19 protein-coding genes are annotated in these 25,541 nt (G+C 42.2%); 13 read left to right on the plus strand and 6 right to left on the minus strand.

Annotation, left to right across the window (positions count from 1 at the left end; translation table 11 throughout):
• Positions 1–44: 44 nt before the first annotated feature.
• Positions 45–1,058, minus strand: a complete 1,014-nt coding sequence (gene rsmC, locus AB6N04_RS19470) for a 16S rRNA (guanine(1207)-N(2))-methyltransferase RsmC (RefSeq protein WP_369309863.1) — start codon at positions 1,056–1,058, stop codon at positions 45–47.
• 130 nt (positions 1,059–1,188) lie between these two features.
• Between rsmC and AB6N04_RS19475 the strand changes: the two genes are divergently transcribed.
• Positions 1,189–1,599, plus strand: a complete 411-nt coding sequence (locus AB6N04_RS19475; RefSeq protein ID WP_369309864.1) for a DNA polymerase III subunit psi — start codon at positions 1,189–1,191, stop codon at positions 1,597–1,599.
• A complete protein-coding gene (rimI, locus tag AB6N04_RS19480; RefSeq protein WP_369309865.1) occupies positions 1,568–2,017 on the plus strand; it encodes a ribosomal protein S18-alanine N-acetyltransferase in 450 nt (149 codons plus the stop codon). Before AB6N04_RS19475 ends, rimI begins: the two co-directional genes overlap by 32 nt.
• Before the next feature lie 135 nt (positions 2,018–2,152).
• Here rimI and AB6N04_RS19485 read toward each other — a convergent pair whose 3' ends face one another.
• Positions 2,153–3,100, minus strand: a complete 948-nt coding sequence (locus tag AB6N04_RS19485) for a LysR substrate-binding domain-containing protein (protein WP_369309866.1) — start codon at positions 3,098–3,100, stop codon at positions 2,153–2,155.
• 101 nt (positions 3,101–3,201) lie between these two features.
• Here AB6N04_RS19485 and AB6N04_RS19490 point away from each other — a divergent pair, with 101 nt between their 5' ends.
• The 10 genes from AB6N04_RS19490 to deoD all read left to right on the plus strand — a co-directional run bounded on the left by AB6N04_RS19490 (position 3,202) and on the right by deoD (position 15,405).
• Positions 3,202–4,266 (plus strand): tartrate dehydrogenase, encoded by a 1,065-nt coding sequence (locus AB6N04_RS19490; protein ID WP_369309867.1) that lies wholly within the window; start codon positions 3,202–3,204, stop codon positions 4,264–4,266.
• Between the two features lie 191 nt (positions 4,267–4,457).
• Entirely contained in the window at positions 4,458–6,047 is a 1,590-nt protein-coding gene (prfC, locus tag AB6N04_RS19495) for a peptide chain release factor 3 (RefSeq protein ID WP_369309868.1), read from the plus strand.
• Positions 6,048–6,244: 197 nt separating this feature from the next.
• A complete protein-coding gene (locus AB6N04_RS19500) occupies positions 6,245–6,655 on the plus strand; it encodes a BON domain-containing protein (protein ID WP_369309869.1) in 411 nt (136 codons plus the stop codon).
• Between the two features lie 130 nt (positions 6,656–6,785).
• Entirely contained in the window at positions 6,786–7,883 is a 1,098-nt protein-coding gene (locus AB6N04_RS19505; protein WP_369309870.1) for a patatin family protein, read from the plus strand.
• Positions 7,876–8,661 (plus strand): TatD family hydrolase, encoded by a 786-nt coding sequence (locus tag AB6N04_RS19510; protein ID WP_369309871.1) that lies wholly within the window; start codon positions 7,876–7,878, stop codon positions 8,659–8,661. The genes AB6N04_RS19505 and AB6N04_RS19510 overlap by 8 nt, the downstream gene beginning before the upstream one ends.
• 303 nt (positions 8,662–8,964) lie before the next feature.
• Complete coding sequence (locus tag AB6N04_RS19515; protein WP_369312196.1) at positions 8,965–10,248, plus strand: NupC/NupG family nucleoside CNT transporter; 1,284 nt, start codon at positions 8,965–8,967, stop codon at positions 10,246–10,248.
• Positions 10,249–10,740: 492 nt separating this feature from the next.
• Positions 10,741–11,520 (plus strand): deoxyribose-phosphate aldolase, encoded by a 780-nt coding sequence (deoC, locus tag AB6N04_RS19520; RefSeq protein ID WP_369309872.1) that lies wholly within the window; start codon positions 10,741–10,743, stop codon positions 11,518–11,520.
• Between the two features lie 48 nt (positions 11,521–11,568).
• The gene (deoA, locus tag AB6N04_RS19525; RefSeq protein WP_369309873.1) at positions 11,569–12,891 is read left to right on the plus strand and encodes a thymidine phosphorylase; all 1,323 of its coding nucleotides are present in this window, start codon (positions 11,569–11,571) and stop codon (positions 12,889–12,891) included.
• Between the two features lie 53 nt (positions 12,892–12,944).
• A complete protein-coding gene (deoB, locus tag AB6N04_RS19530; RefSeq protein ID WP_369309874.1) occupies positions 12,945–14,168 on the plus strand; it encodes a phosphopentomutase in 1,224 nt (407 codons plus the stop codon).
• A gap of 520 nt (positions 14,169–14,688) precedes the next feature.
• Positions 14,689–15,405 carry a purine-nucleoside phosphorylase gene (gene deoD, locus AB6N04_RS19535; protein WP_369309875.1) on the plus strand — a complete coding sequence of 239 codons (717 nt, stop codon included), beginning with the start codon at positions 14,689–14,691 and terminating at the stop codon, positions 15,403–15,405.
• Between the two features lie 55 nt (positions 15,406–15,460).
• On the opposite strand, the gene AB6N04_RS19540 is transcribed toward deoD, so the two are convergent.
• On the minus strand, positions 15,461–15,964 hold the full coding sequence (locus AB6N04_RS19540) for a GNAT family N-acetyltransferase (protein WP_369309876.1): 504 nt from the start codon (positions 15,962–15,964) through the stop codon (positions 15,461–15,463).
• A gap of 385 nt (positions 15,965–16,349) precedes the next feature.
• Here AB6N04_RS19540 and AB6N04_RS19545 point away from each other — a divergent pair, with 385 nt between their 5' ends.
• Positions 16,350–18,053, plus strand: a complete 1,704-nt coding sequence (locus tag AB6N04_RS19545; protein ID WP_369309877.1) for a hypothetical protein — start codon at positions 16,350–16,352, stop codon at positions 18,051–18,053.
• Positions 18,054–18,134: 81 nt separating this feature from the next.
• Here AB6N04_RS19545 and AB6N04_RS19550 read toward each other — a convergent pair whose 3' ends face one another.
• The 3 genes from AB6N04_RS19550 to AB6N04_RS19560 form a co-directional block, all read right to left on the minus strand.
• Positions 18,135–20,924, minus strand: a complete 2,790-nt coding sequence (locus AB6N04_RS19550) for a M16 family metallopeptidase (RefSeq protein WP_369309878.1) — start codon at positions 20,922–20,924, stop codon at positions 18,135–18,137.
• Positions 20,914–22,620, minus strand: a complete 1,707-nt coding sequence (locus AB6N04_RS19555; protein WP_369309879.1) for an ABC transporter ATP-binding protein/permease — start codon at positions 22,618–22,620, stop codon at positions 20,914–20,916. Before AB6N04_RS19555 ends, AB6N04_RS19550 begins: the two co-directional genes overlap by 11 nt.
• Before the next feature lie 63 nt (positions 22,621–22,683).
• Complete coding sequence (locus tag AB6N04_RS19560; RefSeq protein WP_369309880.1) at positions 22,684–25,464, minus strand: secretin and TonB N-terminal domain-containing protein; 2,781 nt, start codon at positions 25,462–25,464, stop codon at positions 22,684–22,686.
• Between the last annotated feature and the right edge of the window lie 77 nt (positions 25,465–25,541).

Raw genomic sequence — 25,541 nt, forward strand, 5'->3', positions numbered from 1 at the left:
CGTATCAGACTGGCCGTTTTACTGCGTGATAACACGATAAATCCTTAGCGCTTTGTTGCTTGGTACACCTTGAATTTGCCGGTTTTTGCTAGGACTTCATGTCTACCAAATGCTTTATCTAACAAGTCTGGGTAAGGTAAGAATGCATTGGCTACAATACGCAAGCGCCCCCCTTTTTTCAGGAACTTAGGTGCTTGGTAAATCATATTTTCAACGGCATTGTAGCTGGTGTTTAGCCCATCATGAAAAGGTGGGTTAGAGATAATCCAATCGAATTTGTCGTGAATATCTGAGTAAGCGTCGCTTGCAACCACCGTCCCAGTGAGGTTGTTTGCTTCAAGTGTTGAGGCCGCCGAATCGAGTGCTAGGGCACTGACATCGCTTAACGTTAGCTTAACGTCTGGATTTTGTGCCCCAATCACTGTCGCAAGTACGCCGTTACCGCAAGCGAGATCGAGAACATCCCCCTCCATTGGCTCTGTTAGCGTTGAAAGTAATAGATCGCTGCCGATATCCAGCTCATTATGACTAAATACGCCGGGAAGTGCATTGATTCTTACCGTATCAAGATCATAGTGTCGCCACCAGCGCGCAATATCAAAAGTGGTAGGTTGTTCTAATTCACCGTAATACAAGCCACAACGGCGAGCAGAGTCAATTTTTTGTAAGGTTGCAATACCTTCCATAATTGATTCTGCGCTTTTGACGCCGCTGCGGTTTTCACCGACAACAAAAATTTGGCTACCTTTAGCAAGGTGAGTACATAGGTCATCAAGTTGAAAACAAGCTTCTTGCTTATTTTTGGGCCAGAAGTAGATCAATGTGTCGCAGGGTTGGATAAATTCAGCAGGTGTCGTCGTTGAAAATAAAACCATTTCCCCCATGAATGGGTGTAAGTTTTTCCAACGATGGTATTGATTGGTTATCACCCGAACGCTTGCTGCTTCGAGAGTGGCAGCCAATTCATCCTGAATGTCACCAGCCAAAATGACATGACGATCCGTAAAATGCTCAAGATGGCGCTGAATAACTTCACTGGCCGGTGTCAGTAATGACATATTCTGTCAATCTCCTAAAATGATAAAAACTGCAACACCATACCAGAAATACGAGAAATCGCATTGCTCTGTTGGCGCTATTAATCCCCTTTGATAAGATGGGGTTGTAAAATTGCGACGGGAAAATGAAATGACACGACGTGACAGGTTTTTAGAACAAATGGGGATCACTCAATGGATTGTGAGAAATCCGGCTGTGTTACGTGGTGAACGTGGTGTCAGGATCCCAGCGTCGACTAAGCTTATTATTATTACTGATGAGAACCTTGATTTAAATAGCCAGCTGTTAAAAGATATTTTTCTCGCGATGCAAATTATGCAAGATGATGTAGTTTGCATTAATACAGAGCAGCTGAATTTAATCCCAACGCCAATAACAATTCCTTGTTGGGTTCTTGGGGGCGAAATCCACCCAGAGGGTTCTAAAATGACGTTTTTTTCACCTGTTCTGTCTGAGCTTATGACGAGTGTCAGCGCTAAACAGGCACTATGGAAACAAATTTATCAATATGATGAAAATTTCAACACTAAAGCAATCTGATCTTGCGACAGCCTTCTTAATTGAGAAACTAAGCCATGATTTTCCATGGACTGAGCGAGTTTTTTATGGAAATCAAGGGGAAAAGTACCATAACCTTAAAATTTCCATTAATAATCAAATTGTTGGGTATGCGATAACCCAATGTGTTCTTGATGAGGCAACGTTATTTAATATTGCTATCCATCCTGATTACCAAGGTAAGGGATATGGGCGTCTATTGCTAGAGCAGTTGATTAATGAGCTGATTAATAAAGGGATCATCACCCTTTGGTTGGAAGTTAGAGAATCAAATGCATCAGCATTGAAATTGTATGAAAAGCTCGGATTTCATGAAGTCACTGTACGAAAAGATTATTACCCTGCCAAAAATGGTCGGGAAGATGCATTAGTCTTAGCACTCACACTGTTTGGTAATTAACCGTTAGCATTAAAAGAATATAAAACCCCAGCATAGGGCAAATATGTGAATAGCACCCCAAAAGTTGGACTCTTTCAGTCTGAATTGAAGGGTGCTTTTTTATGTTAAACCATACGCTAGAGTTTAAACTTGAAATTATTCAGGCTTACCTAAATGATGAGGGGGGGCCATAAATCCATTTTGCAAATGGGTCGCAAGGTACTGCTCAAGATTTTCAATGAAAACTCTAAGATTAGCACTTGTTCGAATACTTCTCGAATAAACGGCATAAACATCTGCGGTTTGGTGCCATTCTGGGAGAACACGTACTAATTGCCCAGACGTTAATTCCGGTAATACACTCCATAAAGAACGCAACAGAATGCCTTCACCACTTAAACACCACTGCTTAGCAACCTCGCCATTATTCACCGTAAGTTTACTGTTAGGAGTGACAGTCATACTTTCTTGATTATGGGCTAATTTCCACACCGCAGGCGCTTGGTTGCGTTCTTTAATGGCAATACAAGCATATTTTTGTTCAAGTTCTTGTGGGTATTTGGGGTAGCCATTTTTTTCTAAATAGTGAGGGGAAGCACAAAGTATGCGTTGATTGGCGGCAATGCGCCTTGCAATAAATTGGCTGGGGATATTGCCGCCGATGCAAATATCCACATCAATATTTTCGTTGATAATATCAACGGATTTATCCGTTAACGTGAGGTCAATAGCTAATAGAGGGTATTGAGCACGTAACGAGAGGATAAATGGATTGAGATAGGTGCTGCCAAATCCGGTACTGCAACTAATACGCAGTGTACCACGGATCTCTTCGCGACAGGCATTGAGCGCTTCTTGCATCTGTTCAAGCTCTGCTAACATGATTTCGCTGCTACGTAGAATAATTAACCCTTCATGGGTGAGTTTAATCGACCGTGCGCTGCGAAAAAACAGTGTTTGCCCGAGGTTTTCTTCTAACAATTTGATCCGTTTAGAAATATAAGCAGGAGAAACCAATAGTTGCGCTGCCGCTTGAGAGAAACTCATTAAGCGGGCGACGGTGACAAAAACACGAATGTCCTCTAACGCAGGGAGCTTGTTCATAGTTTGTAAACTTAAGGATTACAGTTCATGCCTATACTTTATCATAGCTATCCCTAAACTGGAGAAAAACACACCTAATTCATTTATCAGAGGTTTTCACCATGTCACAATTCAACATAGCCGTTATCCCTGGGGATGGTATTGGTACAGAAGTGATCCCCGAGGGATTAAAAGTTTTAGAAGCGGCGGCAAGTAAGCACAATGTGAAGCTAAACTTTACCCATTTTGATTGGTCATGTGAAACCTATCACCGCACGGGTCGCATGATGCCAGAAGATGGCTTAGAACAACTGAAAAAATTTGATGCGATTTTTCTTGGCGCGGTAGGTTTTCCTGGTGTACCTGATCACATTTCGCTATGGGGGTTATTATTACCCATCCGTCGTGCATTTAACCAATATGTAAACCTGCGCCCTGTCCGTTTATTTGATGGAATTAAATGCCCACTAGCAGATAAAAAGCCTGGGGATATTGATTTTTATGTGGTGCGTGAAAATGTGGAAGGGGAATATTCAGCTATTGGGGGGATCCAATATGAAGGTTCTGATGATGAAATGGTGCTGCAACAAAGTATTTTTACCCGTAAAGGGACTGATCGTATTTTAAAATATGCATTTGAATTAGCTCAATCTCGCGAGAAAAAACACGTAAGTTCTGCGACCAAATCCAATGGGTTATTTCACTCAATGCCGTATTGGGATAGTCGAGTTGCTGAGATGGCAAAGCACTACCCCGAGGTTAAAGTCGATCAATTTCATATTGATATTTTTGCTGCAAACTTAGTGCGTATGCCTGAATTTTACGATGTAATTGTGGGGTCAAATTTATTTGGCGATATTTTGTCTGATTTAGGTCCTGCCTGTACCGGGACGATTGCGATTGCTCCTTCTGCGAATATCAATCCAGAAAAACAATTCCCATCGATGTTTGAGCCTGTGCATGGCTCTGCGCCAGATATTGCCGGACAAAATATTGCTAATCCAATTGGCACGATTTGGGCGGCAGCGATGATGATGCAACACTTAGGTTGCCCTGAAATGCACGACAGTATTATGGTCGCGGTGGAAACGGCAATTAAAGAGCGCCGCCATTTGACCCGTGATATGGGCGGAAATGCGAGTACTCAAGCATTAGGCGATGAAATCACGCAATTAATTTTGGCGTAATTTGTTGGTTATTTAAGCAGTATCGAGGTATTGTTTTTACTGTACCTCGATGCTTTGATTGTTAATACCCCCAAGATCTGCGAAAATATCTGCCAACTATGTTTAACAAGACGGATTTGCACTGCTAAAAGCCACATTGAGCCAAATTGCGTGCCACGATAAATCTGTATTCAGACGAAAAGAACGGTTAAATGACAGATCAGAATTTTCTCCATGAAGTTAGCATGCGTAGAACGTTTGCTATCATCTCTCACCCCGATGCGGGTAAAACTACGATTACAGAAAAAGTATTGCTATTTGGTCACGCGATCCAGCGCGCGGGTACTGTAAAAGGCCGTGGCTCAAATCAGCATGCAAAATCTGACTGGATGGAAATGGAAAAACAACGTGGTATTTCTATCACCACATCTGTGATGCAGTTTCCGTACAATAATTGCTTAGTTAACTTACTTGATACCCCAGGGCACGAAGACTTCTCGGAAGATACTTATCGTACATTAACCGCTGTTGACTGTTGCTTGATGGTCATTGACTCGGGTAAGGGGGTTGAGGATCGTACGCGTAAACTGATGGAAGTTACCCGTCTGCGTGATACGCCAATCCTGACTTTCATGAATAAACTTGACCGTGATATTCGTGACCCAATGGAATTGCTGGATGAAGTAGAAAATGAGCTAAAAATAGCTTGTTGCCCAATTACTTGGCCTATTGGTTGCGGTAAGTTATTCAAAGGCGTTTATCATTTGCTACGTGACGAGACCATTCTTTATCAAACAGGTCAAGGTCATACCATCCAAGAAGTGCGTATTATTAAAGGGTTAAATAATCCTGAGCTGGATGCCGCGGTTGGTGATGAGTTGGCAGCACAATTGCGTGATGAATTGGAGCTGGTTCAAGGTGCTTCCCACGAATTTGACCATGATGCCTTCTTAGAAGGTGAATTAACTCCTGTTTTCTTCGGAACTGCGTTAGGGAACTTTGGCGTAGACCATATGCTAGATGGTTTAGTCGAGTGGGCACCAGCACCACAAGCTCGACAAACTGATGTGCGTGAAGTTGAAGCCACAGAAGAAAAATTCACGGGTTTCGTCTTTAAAATTCAAGCCAATATGGACCCAAAACACCGTGACCGTGTTGCATTTATGCGTATTGTTTCAGGTACTTATGAAAAAGGCATGAAACTACGCCAAGTGCGCACTAAAAAAGATGTGGTGATTTCCGATGCATTAACCTTTATGGCCGGTGACCGTTCGCAGGTCGAAAACGCCTATGCAGGGGATATCATTGGGCTGCATAACCACGGTACTATTCAGATTGGTGATACTTTCACTCAAGGTGAAGAACTGAAATTTACCGGTATCCCGAACTTTGCCCCAGAGCTGTTCCGTCGTATTCGTTTACGTGACCCTCTCAAGCAAAAACAGTTGCTTAAAGGATTGGTTCAATTATCTGAAGAAGGTGCGGTGCAGGTGTTCCGTCCATTAACCAATAACGATTTAATCGTAGGTGCCGTGGGGGTTCTGCAGTTTGACGTAGTGGTTTCGCGTTTGAAGAGCGAATATAACGTTGAAGCGATTTATGAAGCGGTCAATGTCTCTACAGCGCGTTGGGTTGAATGCGATGACGCGAAGAAATTCGAAGAATTTAAGCGAAAAAATGAGCAAAATTTAGCCCTTGATGGAGGCGATAACTTATCTTACATCGCGCCAACCATGGTGAACCTCAACCTGACCAGCGAACGTTACCCAGACGTTCGGTTCCGTAAAACGCGCGAACACTAATTGTGCTTTTAGCCCGCTATTTCATCAGCAAATAGCGGGTTGTCTCTTTCTAATGCTCTTTTTAAGAGCCTTGCCCTATCTTTTAAACTATTTTATCAAGAATATTCTGTCTTTCCCCTTGAAACACTTTATTTTTCCTGTTTTTTTACTTAGGCTAGTTATGTTGACTCGTCCTCCACAGTGAAAGGAAGGTTCTTATGAAAAAGGCAATACTATTAAGTAGTTTAACTGCTATTGGACTGAGCTTTGCACTCACTGCTTGCAGCTCATCGTCAGACAGCGCGCTGAAAAAACAAGCTTCTGAAACGTGGGATAGCGCGGCAAAAACCGTTGAAATGGCGGGTAAAGACACGGGAAATGCCATTGCTAGCGGTGCGAAAAATACGGGTGAATATATTGATGATTCGGCCATTACTGCGGACGTGAAAGGTAAATTACTTGGCACCAAGGGGATCTCCAGTAATAGTGTATCTGTGAAAACCATTAATGGAGTGGTCTACCTTTCAGGTTTTGTTAAGTCCGCCGACCAAATTGATAAAATTACGCAGGTTGCTTCTCGCGTTAATGGCGTGAAATCCGTGCAAAATGGATTGGTGCTTGCAAATTAATCTGTAAATAAATGTCTCAATAGCCCAAATTGTTGAACGTTTATTGTACAATGTCGATAGAATGAGCTTTCAAGGGGAAGCTCATTCTGTTTTTCAGTCAATTAAACGGATTTCAGTTATCAGGGGTCTTATGGGAAAACACGTTTCAGTCACATTAGGCACAATTGAGCCGCTCGCATTTTTAGATAATATCAACTCGGGCAAAACCGCACTGATTTGTGAAGGTGGCGGGCAGCGAGGGATTTTTACTGCGGGTGTACTGGACGAATTTTTGATTGCTGATTTTAATCCGTTTGATTTGATGATTGGTACTTCCGCAGGAGCGCAAAACTTATCTGCATATATTTGCGGGCAGGCGGGGTACGCACGTCGTGTTATCACCCGCTATACCACTAATTCCGCTTTTTTCAATCCATTGCGTTTTATTCGCGGTGGTCACCTTATTGATCTTGATTGGCTGATAGAGATCACGACAAAAGAGTTCCCTTTGCGAATAGAAGCGGGGCTTGATTTATTAAACTCCGGTCGTGAATTTTTTATGGGCGCTAGTCGTAGCGATGATTTTTCTGCTGAATTTTTACAGCCAAATGCAGACACTTGGCTGGATATTATTCGTGCGTCGAGTGCTATCCCTGGCTTCTATCGTGAGGGCGTTGAGTTTGATGGTACCCGATATCATGATGGTGGGATCAGCGCGGCTGTTCCTGTTGAAGAGGCCTATCGACGTGGAGCCGAAACGATTGTGGTGATCCGTACAGTACCGTCTCAAATGTATTTTACCCCTGAATGGGTAAAAAGAATGACGCGCTGGTTAGAAGGGGACAACAATGGGTTACAGCGGATGGCCGCGATGTTAAAGGTGCATCTGAAAAGCTACCGCAAAACGCAAGAATTTATTGAAAATCCCCCTAAAAATGTGCAGGTTTTTGAAATTTACCCTCCTGTACCGTTAAAAAGTAGTGCGCTGGGCAGTAAAGTCTCTTCCTTAAATGAGGATTATCATACAGGGCGGCGTTGTGGGCGTTACTTTATTGCCGCCCTTGGAGCCGGGTTTTATCAGAGGCAAGAGCGTTTTAACCAAACGTTGGAACAGAAAATGGAACTTAGCTCTCTTGAGATTGATATTGCGCCTTCTGCACAAAATGAGCCAGTACCGGAAGCGTTGGTGCCAGAACTTGCGACCGAGTCTTCAATCATAATGCCAGTTAATGAAAGTCGTAATGGGTAAAACACAATTTATAGACACACATTGCCATTTTGATTTCCCGCCGTTCAGTGATTCTTTTACTGATAGCCTACAACGTGCCAAAAAAAGCGGTGTCGAACAGATTGTTATCCCAACCGTGAGCTTGGATAACTTTGCTCGAGTGTGGCAATTGGCACAACAATATCCCCAATTGTATGCCGCTATGGGGTTTCACCCGCTGTATATCAAGCAGTATCAAGATGCACATTTTGATGTGTTAGTGGATTACCTTCGGCAGAAAAATAAAAAGTGTGTGGCGATAGGGGAAATAGGGCTCGATTTATACATGCAAACCCCTCAATTTGAGCGCCAACAGCAACTGTTAATGGCTCAACTTAAACTGGCTAAACAGTTTGATTTACCTGTTATTTTGCATTCTCGTAAAACCCATGATCCGCTTGCGGCGATGCTGCGTCGTATTGATGTGCCTGCTCGTGGGGTAGTGCATGGCTTTGCGGGGAGCTTATCCCAAGCACAAGCCTTTGTTAAGTTGGGATATTATATTGGTGTAGGGGGAACGATAACTTATGAACGCGCCAATAAAACCCGTCATGTGATGTCCCAGTTACCATTAACGTCTCTGTTATTCGAAACTGATGCACCTGATATGCCTGTTTCCGGTTTTCAAGGCGAACCAAATCGCCCGGAACGCCTTGAATGGATTTTCCGTTCGTTTTGTGAGCTTCGCCACGAAACGCCAGAAGAAATCGCTCAACAACTTTACAACAATAGTCTGTCATTATTTAATCTGACAAAGTAAAAACACTCAAAACAATAAATATTATTTATATAAATTCATTTCCTATCTGATCTAACCCATTCTGCTTTTACGATGTTCAATTACTGCTTTAGTGCCTTTCCAGATAAAACTGATCTTATTTTGTGATTGTTATCACATTATTTGAATTTTTAGTGCTTCTTGCACTTCGTATTTGTGATGAATATTGCGAGTTATTCATGATGACTAGGTATAATCATCACACAAAGAGTCAAGGAGACTTACACGTTTCCTTATATATCAACCTAGAATCAAGTGAACAGGGATCCTTCCATGCAACTCATTATGAGTATTATAGGAATGGCGGTACTTATCGCGATAGCTATCCTATTTTCTAGCAATCGCCGCGCGATAAGACTTCGCACCGTGGGTGGTGCATTTATTATCCAGTTGGCAATTGGCGCATTAGTTTTATATGTACCTGCTGGGCGCAGCGTGCTGCAAGGGATGTCTGATGGTGTTTCCAAAGTCATCGGATATGGTCAAGATGGCATGAGCTTTATTTTTGGCGGCTTAGTGTCCGACAAAATGTTCGAATTATTTGGCGGTGGTGGCTTTATTTTTGCCTTCCGCGTACTGCCTATCATCGTCTTCTTTTCATCGTTAATCGCTGTGCTTTATTACTTAGGTATTATGCAGTTAGTCATAAAAGTACTGGGTGGCGGTTTACAAAAAGTATTGGGCACATCAAGAACCGAATCTCTCTCTGCGACAGCCAATATCTTCGTTGGGCAAACAGAAGCGCCGTTGGTTGTGCGTCCTTATATTGCAACAATGACAACCTCTGAACTGTTCGCCATTATGTGTGGCGGATTAGCATCAGTGGCCGGCTCTGTATTAGCGGGTTATGCACAAATGGGCGTACCCATGGAATACCTGATTGCGGCATCATTTATGGCAGCTCCGGGGGGGTTGTTATTCGCAAAACTAATGGTGCCTGAAACGGAAGATGTGCGTGACAGAGTTGATGCGGTCGATTTAGTCGCGGAAGACGAACGTCCTGCTAATATTATTGATGCTGCCGCAGCGGGAGCATCATCAGGGATGCAATTAGCCCTGAACGTGGGGGCAATGTTATTGGCATTTATTGCATTAATTGCCTTAATCAACGGTATTTTAGGTGGTATTGGTGGCTGGTTTGATTATCCACAATTATCTCTTGAATTGTTATTAGGTTGGTTATTTGCGCCTATCGCCTATTTAATTGGTGTGCCATGGAGTGAAGCAACGATTGCGGGCTCTTTCATTGGTCAAAAAATTGTCGTGAATGAGTTTGTTGCCTTTATGAACTTCGGTGAATATATGAAGGCGGATGCGGAAGTTATTGCGGCAGGTAAGCAAGTGTTGTCTGACCATACAAAAGCGATTATCTCATTTGCATTATGTGGTTTCGCCAACTTGTCATCGGTAGCGATCTTATTAGGTGGTTTGGGGGGAATGGCGCCAAATCGCCGTGGAGATGTTGCTCGTCTCGGTATGAAAGCGGTGATGGCGGGGACGCTATCTAACTTAATGAGTGCAACCATTGCTGGCTTCTTCTTGACCTTGGGTGCAATTGCCGTAGCATAAAAAACGCTATTGAGTTTCAGGCAGTTTTATCGAATCTGTTCATTATAAAAGCGAAAGGGAGTCTCTTTCGCTTTTATTTTTATCGATTATATTCTTTTGCGATCTTTTATATTCAACGGCAAAATTTCAACTATTCTTAACTTAGTCAATTAATGATTGTCTGGGGTTAAAAAGCCATTTGAGTGAATAAATTAACCGCCAGATCGGGTATAATGAGATCTGACTCACATTTATATCTTTAATAATGTAACTTTCAGTCGATTAATGTGATTTGTAGCACATAAAATGACGCGGTTCCATGGTCAAATAGACACTAGTAAGCTGCTAATGGAACTGCTAGTTCTCAGAGTCCACTGACTCTAGGGCATCGTGCGGTGAGAAGGAACTCAGCTGCTCAGTTCGGAAGCATCCGGCTGGCATCTTTAAGGAACCAAGCCCGCTCGCCAACAAAGAACGTGTCGTTCTGAAGAATTAATAACGTTGGAGAGTTATATGACTGATTTAAAAGCAGCCGCACAACGCGCGCTGACCCTGATGGATTTAACCACATTAAATGATGATGACACTGATGCAAAAGTAATCGCATTATGCCATCAAGCCAAAAGCCCTGCGGGCAATACCGCGGCAATTTGTATCTACCCTCGTTTTATTCCGATTGCACGCAAAACCCTGCGTGAGCAAGGTACCCCTGATATTCGTATTGCGACAGTAACCAACTTCCCACACGGTAATGATGACATTGAAATCGCATTAGCAGAAACCAAAGCGGCTATCGCTTATGGTGCGGACGAAGTTGACGTTGTATTCCCATACCGCGCGCTCATTGCAGGTAATGAACAAATCGGTTTTGATTTAGTGAAAGCATGTAAAGATGCTTGTGCAACTGCGAATGTCTTACTGAAGGTGATCATTGAAACAGGCGAATTAAAAGATGCGGCGTTAATTCGTAAAGCGTCAGAAATTTCAATTAAAGCAGGTGCTGATTTTATCAAAACCTCGACAGGTAAAGTCCCCGTTAATGCAACCTTAGAAAGCGCAGAAATCATGATGCAAGTTATCAGTGATATGGGTGTTGCAAAAACAGTTGGTTTTAAACCCGCAGGTGGTGTCCGTACTGCTGAAGAAGCGGCTGATTACTTAGCTTTAGCTGGTCGAATTTTAGGTGACAATTGGGTTGATAGCCGCCACTTCCGTTTTGGCGCATCAAGCTTGTTAGCAAATTTATTAAACACGCTGGGTTACGACGTTAAAAAATCAAGCGGTAGTTATTAATTTTCGCATTATTGTTAGCCGATAAATTCGACTTTAAAGGAGTATATCGTGTTTCTGGCACAAGAGATTATTCGTAAAAAGCGCGATGGCAAACCATTAAGTGAAGAGGAAATTCGCTTTTTTATCAATGGTGTTCGTGATAATTCTGTTTCGGAAGGCCAAATTGCTGCGCTGGCAATGACCATCTATTTTAACGATATGACGATGCCTGAGCGTGTGGCTTTGACACTGGCAATGCGTGATTCAGGCACCGTTCTGAATTGGAAATCGCTCAATCTTAATGGCCCATTAGTGGATAAACATTCTACAGGCGGTGTCGGCGATGTTACCTCCCTGATGCTCGGCCCAATGGTCGCGGCATGTGGCGGTTATGTTCCAATGATTTCAGGTCGTGGTTTGGGTCATACCGGTGGTACGCTGGATAAACTAGAAGCCATTCCTAATTTCGACATTTTCCCTGATGATGCTCGTTTTCGTGACATTATTAAAGATGTGGGGGTGGCGATTATTGGGCAAACTAATTCATTAGCACCAGCAGATAAACGTTTTTACGCAACCCGTGATATTACTGCGACGGTTGACTCGATCCCGCTGATCACCGCATCTATCTTAGGAAAAAAACTGGCTGAAGGCCTTGATGCCTTAGTGATGGACGTGAAAGTTGGCTCTGGCGCATTTATGCCAACCTATGAGAAATCAGAAGAGCTGGCGGAGTCTATCGTTAAAGTCGCAAACGGCGCAGGTTGCAAAACCACGGCATTATTAACCGATATGAACGAAGTACTGGCCTCCAGTGCGGGTAATGCGGTTGAAGTACGTGAAGCCGTGCAATTCTTGACGGGTGAATACCGTAATCCGCGCCTATATGAAGTCACGATGGCACTTTGTGTGGAAATGTTGGTTTCTGGCTCACTAGCAGCTACCCGTGAGGAAGCACGACAAAAACTGCAAGCGGTACTGGATAACGGTAAAGCCGCTGACGTGTTTGGTCGTATGGTTGCAGCGCAAAAAGGTCCCGTTGACTTTGTTGAAAATTATGACAAATACCTGCCAACTGCCGTGTTGAGTAAAGCTGTTTATGCACCGCAAGACGGTATTATCACGCAAATGGATACACGGGCATTGGGCATGTCCGTTGTGACTTTAGGTGGTGGTCGTCGCAAAGCTACAGACCCAATTGACTACAGTGTTGGTCTGAGCGATATCGCCGCGTTAGGCTCGAAAGTGGATACAAAAACACCATTGGCAATCATCCATGCAAACAGTGAAAAAGCATGGGAAGAGGCGGCAAAAGAAGTGCGCGCAGCGATGGTGATTGGTGAAAACTCCCCTGAGCAAACGCCGATGGTTTATCGCCAAATCAGCGAGTAATACAAATAGATTTTAGTGGTATATCGTTCTAAAAATACCGCAGGAGAAAAAAAATGAAACGCACATTTATTATGGTTTTGGATTCCTTTGGGATCGGTGCTGCACACGATGCACATAAATTTGGTGATGAAGGCTCAAATACATTGGGTCACATTGCAGATGCTTGCGCACGCGGCGAAGCGGATATTGGTCGTAAAGGGCCTCTGCATTTACCAAATTTAACCAAATTAGGTTTAGGTAAAGCAGGTGAAGAATCAAGCGGTTCATTCCCTGCGGGGCTTGATCCTAATGCTGAAATTATCGGTGCCTACGGTTATGCGAGTGAAATTTCTTCCGGTAAAGATACGCCATCAGGTCACTGGGAAATCGCAGGGGTGCCAGTATTATTTGACTGGGGATATTTCTCTGATGAAGAAAATAGCTTTCCACAAGAATTGTTGGATACCTTAGTTAAAAAAGCGAACTTGCCAGGTTATTTAGGTAACTGTCACTCATCGGGGACGGTTATCCTTGACCAACTGGGTGAAGAGCACATGAAAACGGGTAAACCCATTTTCTATACCTCCGCAGACTCTGTCTTCCAAATTGCTTGCCATGAAGAAACTTACGGTTTAGACAAACTGTATGAGTTATGTGAAATCGCTCGTGAAGAGTTAACCAAAGGTGGTTATAACATTGGCCGTGTTATTGCACGTCCATTTGTTGGTGACAAAGCGGGTAATTTCACCCGTACAGGTAACCGCCACGACTTAGCGGTTGAACCACCTGCACCAACAGTGCTGAAAAAATTAGTGGACGAAAAACAAGGTGAAGTCGTTTCTATCGGTAAAATCGCTGATATTTACGCCCATGTTGGGATCACGAAGAAAGTCAAAGCAACAGGCATTGATGCTCTGTTTGATGCAACAGTGGAAGAAATGAAGCAGGCGGGTGATAACACCATTGTGTTCACTAACTTTGTTGACTTTGACTCAGCATACGGTCACCGCCGGGATGTTGCAGGTTATGCAGCCGCGCTTGAGTTATTTGACCGTCGTTTACCAGAGTTAATGAAACTGGTGAAAGAGGATGACATTCTGATTTTAACCGCTGACCACGGTTGTGACCCAACTTGGCCAGGTACAGACCATACACGTGAGCACATTCCTGTTCTAATCTATGGTCCAAAAGTTAAACCAGGTTCATTAGGTCACCGCGAAACTTTTGCCGATATTGGTCAGACAGTGGCGAAGTACTTTGATTTGTCGCCAATGGATTATGGTAAGCCAATGCTCTAATACCCATTACCCGTCATACTTTGCGCTGTCGCGGTGTTGGCTGCACAAAATCCCCCTAATCACATACTGATGTATGCTCATAGGGATGATTTTCTTTGCCGCCTAGCGACAACGCAAATTATTTAGGTTAATAATCAATTAGTTAGGGTAATGATTAACTATCTAGGGTAATGATCAATTATTTAGGGTAATGATTGACTATCTAATAGGTAAGCTCTGTGGTCATACTTTGCGCTGTCGCGGTGTTGGCTGCACAAAATCCCCCTAATCACATACTGATGTATGCTCATAGGGATCATTTTTTTTGCCGCCTAGCGACAACGCAAATTATTTAGGTTAATAATCAATTGGTTAGAGTGATGATTGACTATCTAGGGTAATGTTCAATTATTTAGGGTAATGATTAACTATCTAGGGTAATGATCAATTATCTAGGGTAATGAGATTCTAATTTTAGTAATAAGGCGGGGAACCACCTTATTTATTTTGAAAAAATTTTATTGTTTAGAGGGAAATAAGAATGGCAACTCCACATATTAATGCAGAAATGGGTGATTTCGCTGATGTTGTTCTGATGCCAGGCGACCCATTACGTGCAAAATATATCGCAGAAACCTTCCTGCAAGATGTCCGCCAAGTGAACAATGTTCGTGGTATGTTAGGTTTTACAGGAACTTATAAAGGCCGTAAAATATCTGTTATGGGCCACGGTATGGGGATCCCTTCCTGCTCAATCTACGCAAAAGAGTTGATCACGGATTTTGGTGTGAAAGTGATTATTCGTGTAGGTTCATGTGGTGCCGTAATGGATGACGTTAAACTGCGTGATGTGGTTATCGGCATGGGCGCTTGTACAGATTCTAAAGTGAATCGCCTTCGCTTCAAAGACCACGATTTTGCTGCGATTGCAGACTATGAACTTGTTCATAATGCAGTTGAAGCGGCAAAAGCAAGAAACGTGAATGTCCGTGTGGGGAACCTGTTCTCTGCTGACCTATTCTATACGCCAGATCCCGACATGTTTAAAGTGATGGAAAAATACGGCATCCTTGGTGTTGAAATGGAAGCGGCAGGTATCTATGGTGTCGCTGCGGAGTACGGTGCGCGCGCACTGGCAATTTGTACCGTCTCTGACCATATCAAAACGGGTGAGCAAACTACCTCGGATGAGCGTCAAACAACCTTTAATGAAATGATTGAAATCGCACTGGATTCTGTTTTGTTAGGCGACAAATAATCGTTTGATTTAATAAAAGTTTTCTCTAAATGCCACGTATTGCGTGGCATTTTTTTTAGTTATTGTATTTTTTTATTCGGCTCATCATTACTGCATCAACATATTGCCCGTCACGAAACGCATAATCTCGCATCCGCCCCTCCTGCACAAAGCCAAATTTCTCATACAGCCGGACTCCGTTACCATTTGCGGCAAATACTTCGAGTTCAATGCGATGGATATTAAGCCAGTTATCACAATAATCTACCATCACTTGCATCAATTTCGAGCCAATACCCTTGCCTTGATGTGCTTCACTGACAGTAATACCAAAAGTGGCGACATGGCGGCGGCGAATTTGGTTAGGCTGACTAATAACAAGTAATCCAACGACTTCTTGCTCAAGTACGGCAACGAACTGCGTCACGAGGGGCTCATTCGCCCCAAGACGCGCTTCCCACGTTTTTTCTGTTGGATAGGGGAGCTGCAATGTATTGGCGTAAGCCGAATAGTTAGCGTGAATTTGGGTAATCGCAGGGATATCAGCCATTGTTGCCCTGCGTATGGTAATCTCACTCATAATTTTCTCTTATTATCCTTTGTTGGGTGAATATTAGTTGCATTAAATATATTTTATGTCAATGAAATTAACGACTAAATTAATGCTGGGGAAAAATATAAATATTATGGTTTTTTTATAATCGCTATTTGATATGAAAGCCAAATAGAAACTTATAGTATTATGAGTAGTTCATTTTAAAATAATTTAGAATAATAACTGAGTGTGTTTTTTCACATTTAATACTCAAGTTTCACATTTTGAATTTATTTAATATGATTGGATGCTGAATAAAAATAATATAATGGCACAATTATCTGATCAGCGATGCATAGTAATGATCGAGATAAGTGGTACATGCTATCTATCTAAAATTATTTTGTTAATTATTAATTAGGAATGTAACATGCGAACTGAAAATAACTGCTCTAGTAAAATTGACTACTCTCACAAGGGAATTGATTTAACTAATAAAATAATTGATTATTGTTCTAGAAATCAATTGATAGGTAATGCCAATGTAATATTAGAAAGTATTCCTCTTAAGAATTTTTCAAAAATGACGATGCAGGTTGCTGGTAAAGAATATTACAAATTAATAGGTAATATAAATAAATCCCTTCATAGTGACACCATTAAGTCTCAAGAGTTTTGTAATAGCATACGAAAGATTATCATTGAGCAGGCAAGAAATTTAAGGTCAGATGACAATAAGGATTATTCAAGCTTAATTAAAAATTCAAAATCTATTGATGCTAAAAATGATTCATTATGTGAAGCTATTTCACTTAAAGTGAAAAATAAGTCTATTGATGAAAAATCAATTAAAAAGATTGATGAAATAATCAAAAATGCAAAAAAGACAATGTCGAATGAGGAGTTTAAATCAACGCTACTTGAAGCTCAGGTTTTGGTATTAAGCTGTAGAAATAAAACGGTTTATGAAAAGATAAACAAAGTGTTAGTTCCATATATCGAAACTAAAGATCAATATCCACAGTCAGTGGACTTTGAAAAAAAGAATATTGACTCAAATAGTCAGTTAGTTCATAAGAATGCAGACGTTTCTCTACTCGATAAAAAAAATCTCTTTGTGGGTAAAGAAACAAAAAATACAATACTAGAAGAAAGCCCATCGATAATACCAGAAGAAAAAGCGATACAGCATAAGGTGAGTGACAAAACTCCTGATGTATCGTTTAGCAATACGTTTTATGCTTCCACACAATATAACGCTCAGCTAGAAAAAAATAATATTAAGTTAAAAAATGATGAATTCATAGAAAGGATGAGTCGTAGTAAAGTTGAGCCGACTAAACAGAAGAATAGAGCATTTTTTGAGAAAATAAATGAGCAACTCAATGGACTTTTAACTAAGAAAAATAAATTAAAACAATTGAATTCAAGTGAACAAGAACCCGAATTTCAAAAAATTCTTGCTAGTCATACGATAGAGGAAGCGATTAAAATTAAACTGGTTTTTAACAAAATCTCTGATCGATCATTAAATTTGATTGAGGGTAAAATTAAGAAAAAGTTTAAAGAATTAACGTTAAGTAAAAATCCCGAACTATTTGAAGAGGAAATGATAAATGCACAAAAAACACTAAAAAAATACGATAATGAATTGGTGTGTAATAAATTAAATGTAATTATTAATAAGTACTTAGATAAATATGATTCATATATTAGAGAAAGTAAATCCCCAATGGCTAGAATTTATTTCGCCATAAATTCAGTTTCTAACTTGCAAGATATTACGTCACGTAAGTTCAATGAGTTTAAAATGGCAATTATAGATGGGTTTAAAAGAGAGCCAATTGAAAATATTGAGAAATATTCATCTGATTTAATGAGGAAAATATCAAATGGTACTCATCAAAATATTGCTAAGAAGATTAATGATTTTATCGAGATTCATTCAATGGATAGAATTAATGAGTTGAAGGGAGATAAAAAAATCAGTGTTGAAAGCACACCAGAATTATTAGAACCCCAAAAAAACATAGATACAGAGGAGTTAATGAAGGAAATAAGCTTAAAGAAAATAATTTCACATGTATTCAATCGAATAATTAATAATATACGAACACTGTTTTCCCGAAATTAATGATGATTTTTATTTACTTAAGAATATGATAAAAAATAGGCAAATTAGCCCGTTGTATTTACGGGCTAATTTTTATTTATCTTAAGGCGTCATCATAAACACTTTGCTATTTTGCCCTAAATATTGGTGAGCTAAACGATTTATATCTTCAACCGTTAATTGGTGAATAATGGCTTGCTCTTGGCTTAAGCGTTGGTATTGCCCATCATCTGCGGCAATTTGTGTCAGAGCTTCAGTCCAATAGCTTGAACTATCGGTGACTTGCGCATTTTCTGTTAGCCAAATATTTTTCGCTTCAGCCAACGCTTTTTCACTCACACCCGATTGGCGGATCTGAGCAATGGTTTTTTGTGCGATATCTGTCATTTCTTGTGCTCGTTCAGGGGAAGTCGTGAAATTCAAACGGGCAAGGTAATAAGATTGCGGTTTTTTCGCGAGCATCTGCGAGAAGCCCAGTGCATAAATTCCGCTCGCTTTTTCACGCAACTCTCCCCGTAAACCTTGGCTCACTATGGTGTCTATCAGTTGTAGGGCGAGCTGGTCTTGTTGTGACCAAACCGCAGGGGCGGCATATTGAATGCTGACCATGCTTTTATCACTGCTACTGATTGGGTAAGTTTTATTGAAACTCGCCATTTTGGGCATAATACCCTGATCGCGAGATAACAACTTCTGGTCGTTGTATGGCAGTGAAGCAACCCATTTTTCCAATAGTGGTTTTAGTTCTCGGCTATTCATTGCCCCCGTAATCACTAATGTCATATTTGTGGTTGAGGTGAGCAATTGGCGGTTGGCTTGTTGCAATTGCTGTGCTGTGAACTGCCGCCAGCCACCTTGTGGATTGATGACTAAAAGTTCACCGTGGGTATAGCTTTCTTGATTGATATTATCGAGAAATGTGCGTTCCACTGGGGTTTTCGATAAATTTAACGCGAAAGCGTGTTTCTGTTGCTCAAGTTTTTCCCCACTAAATTGTGGCGCAGTCAGTTTTAAATTTAGCAGCTGTAATGCTGTTTCAAGGTTATCAACAGGGGCTTTACCGCGAAAACCGTGAGTCAGTAACTCACTATAAGGACGCAGAGTGATTTGGTTCTGTTTCGCGAGTAGTGCTAAATCACGCGCGCTGTAATGAGCATAACCACTGCTTTCAGGCAGTTTCAGCGCCCAGTCAGTCAAGCCTGCGGTTTGTGGGGTTTCCAAAGAGCGTCCACCCGGTAATTGAAGGTTAAATTGAATATCATCTTTAAGATTTTTATCCGTTTTAACAATCACTTTGACACCATTACTTAATGTCCATTGTTCGGTTTTATCAATGGGCAATTTGATTTGCTCGACGATAGTACCTTTTGCCATTTCAGGTAGTTGTAAGGAAATGGCTGTCGAACGCATAGTGAAAGGTCCTGGTGAACTTTGGCGGATTTTCAGCCATTGTGCGTTAAAGACGGATTTATCCACTGTTGGCGCATCAGTATCTGGACCAATTAAGGCTAAACGCGGGGAAGCCACTTGCAGGAATTTTGCCACGTGTTGTTGTAGCCCTTGCGGTTTGATTTCATTAATCAATTGATAGCTACCATCCAATTGCTGGCGTTTATTCCACATTGGCATGTCATATTCAAGGGCAGTCGTCAGTTGCCCTGCCAGATAATCATTACTGTAACGCTGTTCAGATGCAGCTTGTAAACTGAGTTTTTTGAATATCGCTTGTTTTGCGCTATCGAGTTCTTCTTGAGTCACGGGTTCAGTGGCTAAACGCTGTAACTCTGTAAACAAAATTTGTGTTGCACCGACATAATCATTATCTTTGGGGTGGATGATCATTAACTGCTGCAAACGTCGGTTATCCAACATCGCACCTTGCTCATTGATACTGATTGACGGCAGGACGCCGTTATCCACCATCACTGAAAAACGTTGGTTTAAAATAGCAAGCCATAAGCTGTCTAATAAGTCTTCTTGTTGCCCTAAGCGAGTATTCAGCGGAGCGCTAATATCTTTTTGTAAAGCAAATTGCACATAGCGAGCCCCTTGTTCTTTATCAAAGACCCCTTGGACTAACATATTGGTGGAATGCGCGAATTGTTTCCATTGAGGGTTATCTTCTGCCACTTTTTCAGGCCTTGGTAAGGCAAATAGCGTATTCACCTGATTGCGAACTGAAGCGCGATTAAAATCACCAATCACTAACAGCGTCATGCGCTGTGGCTGGTACCATGTTTGATAGTAGTTTTTAGCCTGTTCAATTGGTGCTTGGCGTACAATATCCAGTGAGCCAATCGGGTTACGTTCTGCGTAACGGCTGCCGTGGTAACGCAGTTTTTCAAGGCTATCATTAATGCGATAGCCCATTCCTTGGCGTAAACGCCACTCTTCAACAATGACAGGGCGTTCTTTTTCAAACGCTTCTTGGTCAAAGGTCATATTCGAAGCCCAATCCGCCATCACTTGCAAGCCAGTCTCTACCTGTTTTGCGGTTGCATCGGGGAGCGATAACTTATAAAGGGTGGAATTTAAACTGGTGATTGCATTGACATGACTACCTAGTTTCAGACCCTGCTGTTCTAGCTGTTTAAAGCCAGTGGTACCGGGAAAATGTTGGGTACCTTTAAACGCCATATGTTCGGTAAAGTGAGCAAGACCAAGTTGTTGCTCATTCTCTTGCAATGAGCCGCTATTGACCAGTAAACGCAGTTCAACACCGGGTTGGTTGCGGGGTAAAAGGTAAACTTGCAAGCCGTTGTCTAGTTGATAATGCTGTAGATCGTTACGTACAGGTAGCAATGCGTTTGCACTTTGGCTAGGGGCGACACCGCCCGCACAGCCGCCTAGCAGTAAACTGATGCAAGTAGCAAAGGTGATGTTACGAAACATATTCAGGTGTTCCTGTCATTAAAGAGTCCACTCGTACAGACTCTGAAAGGTGAATTTTTTGTTCGGCAAATTGCGCGACAAACGTTTGGTGACTCACGAGTACAATGGCGCTATCGTGTAGCTCGGCTTTTAGCAGTGCGAGTAATTCCAATGCACTGTTTTCATCCAGAGCCGATGTCGTTTCATCAAGTAACAACAGTTTAGGGCGGTTAAGTAGCAGCCTTGCAAACATGATGCGTTGCTGTTCGCCACCTGATAAGCGGTTGCTCCAGTCTGTTTCTAGCGCTAATTGGAAATGCAGTTTTTCTAATCCCACCAGGGTCAGTGCATACTGAAAATCCTGTTGGCTAAACTGGCTAGCAGCTTGTGGGTAAGCCAATAAATTATCCAGACGGCTTACGGGCAAATACAGGCGCTGTGGGATCCATATAACATGTTCCGTTCGTGAAATAGACCCGCTGAAAAACGGCCAGTGCCCGCTGAGTGTCCGCAGTAAGGTAGATTTACCGATACCCGATCGCCCTGAAATTAACGTCAGTTCCCCTTGTTTGGCAGTGAAATCGACACCTTCAACTAATAGGCGGTTATCCGCAGTAGAGACGGTGATCTTGGCAGTCAAAGGCGCATGTTGCTCATCAATGGTAACTTGCGCTTTCTTGTCATTTTCCAGTAACACCACAAAGTTATATAAACGGGATACCGTGGCTTGCCATGCTGCAATTTCTTTATAAGCGAAAATAAACCAGCCGAGAGAGGTGGCAACACTGGTAAAGGCTTGGCGTAATTGCATTAATCCGCCTAACATAATTTCTCCGGCAAGAAATTTAGGCAAGGCTAATAAAACAGGGGCTAATGCGGTCACTTGCTGATAACCCACGGTATAAAATGATAGATTCCGTTCGCAGCGGATCAATCGGTTCCAGTTACTGATGATTTCACCAAATCGACCCATTAATTCTGTTCTGTCTTGGTTTTCACCGCGTTGCCCTGCGATGGCATCACCGTGTTGGCGGCAGTTAATGAGTGAACTACGGTAATCTGCCTCACGGCGCTGTTTGTCCATGTGTAAGCGGCGCAGTGGAAAACCAATCCACTGGGTGAGGGCGATACCAATCAGGGTGTAAATGAGACAAGCCCAGAACATATAACCAGGGATGGTCCAATCGCTATCGGCGACATTAAATGATAGGCTGCCAGAAAGCGTCCACAAAATTGCCGCAAATGAAATTAGCGTTAACATTGAATGGAGGAATGTCACCACCAAATTTAAAGTGGATTCAATCAGTAAGCGAATATCTTCTGCGATACGTTGGTCTGGGTTATCAGGCTCTTGAGCCGTCAGCCTTAATAAGTAATGTTTGCTATTAGGGGATAGCCAACGGCTGAGCACTTGCTCAGTCATACCTTTACGCCAACGTATAATCAGCATTTGTTTGAAGTAATTCCCCATGACGACCACAAATATCAACCCGCTAACTAAGATGACAAAGTACTGCAATAACCCATACAGCGCTTGACCATCGAGTTTTTGCAGCGCGTTATAAAAGTCACCGTTCCACATGTTCATTTTGACGTTGAACCACACGGATGATAGCGTTAACCCCAGCGAGGCAAATAGCAGGATCCAGCACAAAAGGGCAGCACGCCGCCCCCAAAAAGGTTTCACTAAATAGAAAAATTGTTTCAGTGTCTTCATGACGTTTTATTCATTTGTTGTTTTAATTGCATAACGAGTTTCATTGCTCACATTGCTATTGAATTACAGGTCGTAATTGACTTGTAGCCAGAATTGACGACCCGGATCGTAGGATTTCAATACGCGATCCTCGAACACGAAACGGTCGGCCACATTTTTATTGTTGAGAATATTGTTCACTTCCACAGAGAAACCAAAGCCATGGGCGAACTCTGGTTTCCAACCAAGGCGAGTATCCCATGTGTATTTGCTGGCAAAGTGCTGTTTAGTGTATTTACGTAATTGACCATATTCAGGATCGGCCGCGTAGGCATTGTCGTAGCGAACTGCTTGGCTGCGCGCTCCCCACCACTGAAGGCGGTTATACCAAGTCACGTCGTATTCATCCCAAACACTGGTGAGTTCAAGATTGAGCTTAATCGGTGAATTGAAGCTGGTGGACGGTAGTTTCGATGCATCAATGACTTTGCCGTCATACCAGACTTTGTTTAGGTTGACTTTATTGGCAGGATCGTAAGCGCTGTAGCCTGAGTCTTTTGGTGTATTACTCTCACTTTGTTGCCATGTAAAAGAGGCATTCATAACATGGGAGGCGTCTGCCCATTCCCACGGTTGGCTATTTCTTACCGATAAAGTAACGGTATCGTGGGAGCTGCGCCCGCCGTTATCAAAGGTACGAATACTACGTGTATTTGGATCGCGTGGGTTATCGTATTTAGTGCGGTTTCTCACCTCATCATAACCTTCACGATGCACATATTGCAGGCGCCATGTGGTAGAAAGAATATCTTGTTGCAAAGCAACGGTAAGCTCATCGTTATACGGGGTTTTAAGCGACTCTAATCCTTCATAGTCTTTTTGATTATCCCAATTGTTGTTTTCTAATATAAGGGAGCAAGGATCCCACTCGCTACCATTACAGTTTTGCATCCCACCATTTTGTGCGCCATATAATGCATAGGTAAGCATTGAGCGGCCATAATAACGGTTAGCGCCTGCAATTAGCTGAGTTTTTCCATCACCAAAGACATCATAAGTTCCACTTAAACGGGGGGCAATATTGGTACGATTGACAAAGTCATCGCGATCTAGGCGAACACCAGGACGTAAACTCAATTTGCCATATTGGATATTATCATCTAGAAAAACTGCATAGTTAGTGTAGTCGGCAGAGTATGATCCCTTTTTAAATCGGTTAATATTTGTTAGTTGGCCAGTATAATCATCACCAACAACATTCCCTGAATACGTATATCGAAGGTAATCATTATCACGAACGTAGGTGCCTTTGGTGTAATTTATTTCGGCACCAAGGGTTGGCTGATGTACGAAACCAAGGCCATCTTCGTGTGAATTAAAGCGCATCACGGTTTTTAGTCCATGCGTTTTTTGTTTGGACTCTAAATCGCCAAGACCCCCACTATTACGCTCAGACATGCCGAGGTAATTAAAGTCTTCATCAAATTTTATTGCTCTGACGGTGAGCGAGTATTTTTGATCATTTTTTCGATCATCTTTTAAATCTTGGGTATTCGCCGTGACTTCTAACCGGCCTAAATCAAGCTGATGTTTGAATACAGCGGTAAAACCGAGTCCATTATGGGTTGAGTTATAACCTGAATTGCTGACAGAAGAAGAAAAAAGCCGGCTATCGTAATTGGCGTAGTTAGCCGATAAATCTAACGAACTCTTATCAGATAAATCCAAAGAATATTTTAAAAAGTAATTATCAGATGTACGGCGCTGATTTTTTTTACCAGAAGCAGAGGTGATCGGCTCGATTTGGTTATTTTCCAGCACAAAGGCTTCTCCCCCCGTTACCGTCATCGGAATAGTTGAACTGCGGCGTGAGGCAGAGAAGACAATCCCTGAATTTTCGCTGACGCCTAATTCAAACCAACCACCAAAGTCACTTTTATCGTAGCGGTTTTGGAAACGAGCTGGGTTAGCCGTATCATTTTTAGTAGTATCAATGCCTTGTGATGAATCGTGGAACAAATTATTCCAACCGGAACGGGTTAAGCGATAATACGCATGAGCACTATTTTCCCCTTGCCAGCGGCGACTATTGACTTCTACCGTCCCCCCCGTAAAACCACCAAATTCGACGGGGATATTGTTGTCATACACCGTCATACTGTCGATAAGACGGCTGTCGATGTAAATCCCTTGGTCGCTGCTGCTAAGTCGGGTAGAGGTTTCGCCGAGGCCATTGTCCGCAGGGTCAAAATCATTATTAAAGCTCACGCCATCAAGACGATAAGCATTTTGATAACTGCTTGAACCGTGGATAGAAATACGTGAAGGTTTAATTTCCCCTTGGTTCATGGAATTGCTGTCATTATTGGCAAATTGCACCGCAGGATTGGTTTTCATCAGGTCAGTAATATTGCCATCGCCCGTATTTTTCTGGCTAATTTCTTCAGCGGTGACATATTGTGGTGCTGACATAACATCTGTCGAGGGGTGATCCTGAACAACGCCAGATACTTGAGTTTCCGGTAATACCAATGTGCCTTGGCTTATATTTTGCTGACGAATAACGAATACTCCGTTTTCGCTAACGAGTTCTAACCCGCTACCGATCAGTATTTTTTGTAATGCGGTTTGGGCGGAGTAGCTACCCGATAATGCAGGGGCTCGCAGGCCATTGAGTTGGCTTTTATCGTAAAGCAGTTGTATTTGGCTCTGACGGCTAATTTCGGCAACGGATTTATCCAGTGATTGTTCTGGTAGTGAAAATGTGAGTTCTTGTGCTAATGCACTCTGACAAACAATGGCGCTGCTCACCGCAATAGCAAGGGCGAGCGGCCTTAATCGGCTTTGCGTAAACTGAATAGACATGGATATCCCTTATTCTTAAGCTGCACAAAAAGTGTGCGAAAAATGGTCAGTAAAAGAATGACTATTTAAGAAGAGGG

Source organism: Providencia rettgeri (assembly GCF_041075285.1).
Classification (GTDB): domain Bacteria; phylum Pseudomonadota; class Gammaproteobacteria; order Enterobacterales; family Enterobacteriaceae; genus Providencia; species Providencia rettgeri_G.

Bases quoted from the DNA above. Each gene is read 5' to 3' on its own strand.
- rsmC (WP_369309863.1), bottom strand. From the start codon at position 1,058: ATGTCATTACTGACACCGGCCAGTGAAGTTATTCAGCGCCATCTTGAG.
- AB6N04_RS19475 (WP_369309864.1), top strand. From the start codon at position 1,189: ATGACACGACGTGACAGGTTTTTAGAACAAATGGGGATCACTCAATGG.
- rimI (WP_369309865.1), top strand. From the start codon at position 1,568: ATGATGAAAATTTCAACACTAAAGCAATCTGATCTTGCGACAGCCTTC.
- AB6N04_RS19485 (WP_369309866.1), bottom strand. From the start codon at position 3,100: ATGAACAAGCTCCCTGCGTTAGAGGACATTCGTGTTTTTGTCACCGTC.
- AB6N04_RS19490 (WP_369309867.1), top strand. From the start codon at position 3,202: ATGTCACAATTCAACATAGCCGTTATCCCTGGGGATGGTATTGGTACA.
- prfC (WP_369309868.1), top strand. From the start codon at position 4,458: ATGACAGATCAGAATTTTCTCCATGAAGTTAGCATGCGTAGAACGTTT.
- AB6N04_RS19500 (WP_369309869.1), top strand. From the start codon at position 6,245: ATGAAAAAGGCAATACTATTAAGTAGTTTAACTGCTATTGGACTGAGC.
- AB6N04_RS19505 (WP_369309870.1), top strand. From the start codon at position 6,786: ATGGGAAAACACGTTTCAGTCACATTAGGCACAATTGAGCCGCTCGCA.
- AB6N04_RS19510 (WP_369309871.1), top strand. From the start codon at position 7,876: ATGGGTAAAACACAATTTATAGACACACATTGCCATTTTGATTTCCCG.
- AB6N04_RS19515 (WP_369312196.1), top strand. From the start codon at position 8,965: ATGAGTATTATAGGAATGGCGGTACTTATCGCGATAGCTATCCTATTT.
- deoC (WP_369309872.1), top strand. From the start codon at position 10,741: ATGACTGATTTAAAAGCAGCCGCACAACGCGCGCTGACCCTGATGGAT.
- deoB (WP_369309874.1), top strand. From the start codon at position 12,945: ATGAAACGCACATTTATTATGGTTTTGGATTCCTTTGGGATCGGTGCT.
- deoD (WP_369309875.1), top strand. From the start codon at position 14,689: ATGGCAACTCCACATATTAATGCAGAAATGGGTGATTTCGCTGATGTT.
- AB6N04_RS19540 (WP_369309876.1), bottom strand. From the start codon at position 15,964: ATGAGTGAGATTACCATACGCAGGGCAACAATGGCTGATATCCCTGCG.
- AB6N04_RS19545 (WP_369309877.1), top strand. From the start codon at position 16,350: ATGCGAACTGAAAATAACTGCTCTAGTAAAATTGACTACTCTCACAAG.
- AB6N04_RS19550 (WP_369309878.1), bottom strand. From the start codon at position 20,924: ATGTTTCGTAACATCACCTTTGCTACTTGCATCAGTTTACTGCTAGGC.
- AB6N04_RS19555 (WP_369309879.1), bottom strand. From the start codon at position 22,620: ATGAAGACACTGAAACAATTTTTCTATTTAGTGAAACCTTTTTGGGGG.
- AB6N04_RS19560 (WP_369309880.1), bottom strand. From the start codon at position 25,464: ATGTCTATTCAGTTTACGCAAAGCCGATTAAGGCCGCTCGCCCTTGCT.